Origin of the sequence: Amycolatopsis thailandensis, from assembly GCF_002234405.1 — a bacterium.
Lineage (GTDB): Bacteria > Actinomycetota > Actinomycetes > Mycobacteriales > Pseudonocardiaceae > Amycolatopsis > Amycolatopsis thailandensis.
In genome coordinates, this window is record NZ_NMQT01000072.1 from 58,916 (window position 1) to 62,114 (window position 3,199).

A 3,199-nucleotide genomic window follows, 5' to 3' on the forward strand; every position below is an offset into this window, starting at 1 on the left:
CTCGGCGTCGGCCATATTCGAAGATTAGGTCGGGGATTCCGCGTTGTCGGGAGAATTCGCTCGACCTCGGTCAGTCGGAGGAGGTCCCCTTACGAGCGGCCCCGGTCAGGACGCCGCGGTCGCCGACGCGGCCGACGTACTCAGCAGCGGTCCGGCCGGAAAAAGGTCCAAAAGCTCCTGTGGGACCGCGACGGGCGCCACGTTCTGATAGCCCAGCGCCGCGATTTCGTCTTGACCTGCCAGCGGATACCGCATTCCCAGCGGTGTCACCAGTGAAGGCGGGCCAGGTGCCGCGCCGGGCACCGCCTTGGGGGTGACCAGCACTCCTCTGCCCGCCGGGACACCGACCCGGCCGGCGGCCGCACCCACCTCGTGCGTGGCGGAGGGCGCCGACGCGGCGCGGACGCTCGCCGAAGGCAGCGATTCCGCCACCGGCGGACCCGCGCTTCCGGTGCCGTAACGCATGCAGCGCTGGGTCTCCGGTGAGTCACCGACCAATTCGGGCGGTGCTTCAGGCAGTCCGGTGCCCAAGACCGTTCCCGACGCCGGGACGCCGGACATCTCGCCGACCCCGATCCGGATCGGTTCGACGGGTCCGTCGGGGTAGCTCTGCGCCGTCGAGGGCGCGGCCAGCAGCAGCGCGGCCACCGTGCGGTTCACCGCGGCGGCGCCGTCGTCACGGACGACATAAAGCTGCTCGGTCCCGAGCGCGGTGTTGCGCACTTCGTAGACCTGGCCGATGAGGCTCTGCCTGCCCGCGATGACCGGGCCCCGTCCACCGAGGCCGGGTACCGCCGGCACGGACAGGTCCGGACCCTGCGGGATCGGGTTCAGCCAGGCGGCGGACACCGGCGCGGGTTCGGCGTTGCCGTACCCGAGGGAGGCCAGCACCGCGGGGTCGGTGATCCGCAGCCGGGAGCCGTTCCAGACGAGATAGACCGAGCCGTTCGGCCCGATCACCAGGAACCCTTGCCGGTCGGTGAGCCCGCCTTCGGGGGTCCGTCCGATGAGGACGGTGACGACGCCGGGGGCATCACTGTCCACATCGGAGCCCGCGCAGACCGTCCAAGCGCCGGTGTCGAGTTCCGCCGACGTGGGCAGGGCGTCGGGTGCGCCGGAGATGCCGACCGGTTGACCGACCGGCGTCCCCTTCAGCGAAGCAGGGGAAACGGCGACCATCTTCCCTTCGGCCTTCGGCGCCAGCAGGCGCGCGGACGAGTAGTTGAGCACCGGGCGCAACTGGCCGTCCAGATAGAGGTAACGGGCACCGCTGTCCTCGTCGAGGACGATGGTCCCCGCCTGCCGCCAGGAGTTGTCGGTACTCGGCACGAAAAGCCCGTAGATACCGAAGATCGCCGCCAGCAGCACCGCGATCATGATCCCGAAGATGGTGCCGGTGATCATTCGCCGCCCCGGTGCCTGGATGGCATCGGCGTCGCCGTGGGCGACCGCCGCGGTCAGCCTGCCGACGACGAAGAAGTACGCCTGAACCTGGTCCTTGCGTGACTTCATCAGCTCACCATGGTCCGTACGGCGGCGTAGACGTGCAGCACCTGTAGCAGGATCGGGAGGATCGCGACCGCGGTGATCGTTTCGAAGATCTCCGCGGCCCTGCCCCAGTAAGGACGGAGCCGAAGGCCCGGCAGCCGCTCGGCGGCCACCAGGAGCAGGCCGGTTCCGAGCAGGACGAGCGGGACCACGAGCAGCAGGCGCCCGGTCGGCGAGAGTCCGGCGGCGACGTGCGTGACGTCGGCACCGACGGCCACCGCCGCCGGGACCAGCATCGACCACCGCGCGATCGTCCCGCTGGGGTGGCGCGAACGCAGGGCGAGCAGGACGGCCGCCACCAGCGCGAGCACCATCGACCAGGTATCCGCCTCGGCCACGAGCAACAGCATCAGCACCACCTGCGCCAGGCCGAGGCCGGCGTGCAGCGCGGTCGAATAGCCGACGACCGCGGCGCCGCGATCCACCACCGTCTCGAACGGCACGGGATCGATGTCCTCGCTCAGCTCGTCCGCGCCGGTCGGCAGCATCGGCAGGCTCAAGCCCGACAGGCGGAACGCCGTCGGTCCGACGAACACCCCCATGACGAGCGAGGCGGCGAGGCCGACTCCGGCGGCCTGCGCGGCGCTGACCGGGGCGATGGAGCCGAACAGGCCGGCGATCGCCAGAGTGAGGCAGAAGATGATCCCGCCGGCGAACAGGAGCGCCGCGTCGGCGACAGCCACGAGCCCGACGGTGAGGGCGATCAATCCGCCAGCCCCGGCAGCCGTGATCTGGACCATCAGCGGTGCCGTCGGCGCCAGTACGCCGACGATCAGCCAAGCCGAAAGTACGGCGTAGCAGACGCCGCCGCCCACCAGGATGATCGCCGCGCGTGAGCTGCCGGAGCCGCGCGCGACCAGCGCGGACACCAGAAGCAAGAGGATGGCGGAGCCACCGACGAACTGCGCCTGGACCGCGGGCGCACCCGCACCGGGCAAGAGATACAAGCCGGACAGCAGCAGCACCAGCGCGCCCGCTTCGAACATCCGCCGCACTCCGGTGGGCGTCAGCTTGCCGGGATGCTCCCGCACCCGGTCGCCGACGCCGTCGACGAGGTCGTCGTAGTCGATCGCGGCGAGTTGGTCGGCGCGGGGCGCCAGATAGATGCTTTCGCCGTCCAGCAGGTTCAGCTGCCCTGGAGAGCGGTCCTCGTCGAGAGGCTCCTCCCCCAGCCGTTGCAGGACCCAGCCTTCGTGCTCGGCTCCCTCTTCGATCGTCTCCGCGCCGAACTGGAGGAGGATCGCGGGCAGCAGATCGGCAAGCGGAACTTCGGCCGGCAACGCCAGCTCGGCCGTCCGCTGACCGAGCACGAACCGCAGCCGGACCGAGCTGGTGGTGCGCTGCTGTGTCTGTTCCTCCATGAGGCGCCGGGTCCTTCCTGCCAGAGCCAGACCTTGGTCCGGAAGCTACTTCTTGAGCTGTGGGGGTCCCCGAAATCCGGGCACGGCACCGCCGAATAGGGGAAGTTCACTCACCAGCATGGGGCCTGGCCGGGTCACCGTCTGCGGTGGCGGGCTCACAGAGCCGGAATGCCGCCTTTCCGGCTAGCAGGGCTGCCCGTTATCCGTCAGGGCCGGGCGTTCTCCAGTGCGACCGGCCCTGACAGTCACACGTGTCGCGAAAGCCACTTTCAGGACACCAGACGGCGCGC

At 70.2% G+C, this 3,199-nt stretch carries 2 protein-coding genes; both read right to left on the reverse strand.

Annotated features, from left to right (window positions below; all coding sequences use genetic code 11):
• Positions 1–105: 105 nt before the first annotated feature.
• Positions 106–1,512 carry a type VII secretion protein EccB gene (eccB, locus tag CFP71_RS20495; RefSeq protein WP_093935481.1) on the reverse strand — a complete coding sequence of 469 codons (1,407 nt, stop codon included), beginning with the start codon at positions 1,510–1,512 and terminating at the stop codon, positions 106–108.
• Entirely contained in the window at positions 1,512–2,909 is a 1,398-nt protein-coding gene (gene eccD, locus CFP71_RS20500; protein ID WP_093935482.1) for a type VII secretion integral membrane protein EccD, read from the reverse strand. The genes eccB and eccD overlap by 1 nt, the downstream gene beginning before the upstream one ends.
• Between the last annotated feature and the right edge of the window lie 290 nt (positions 2,910–3,199).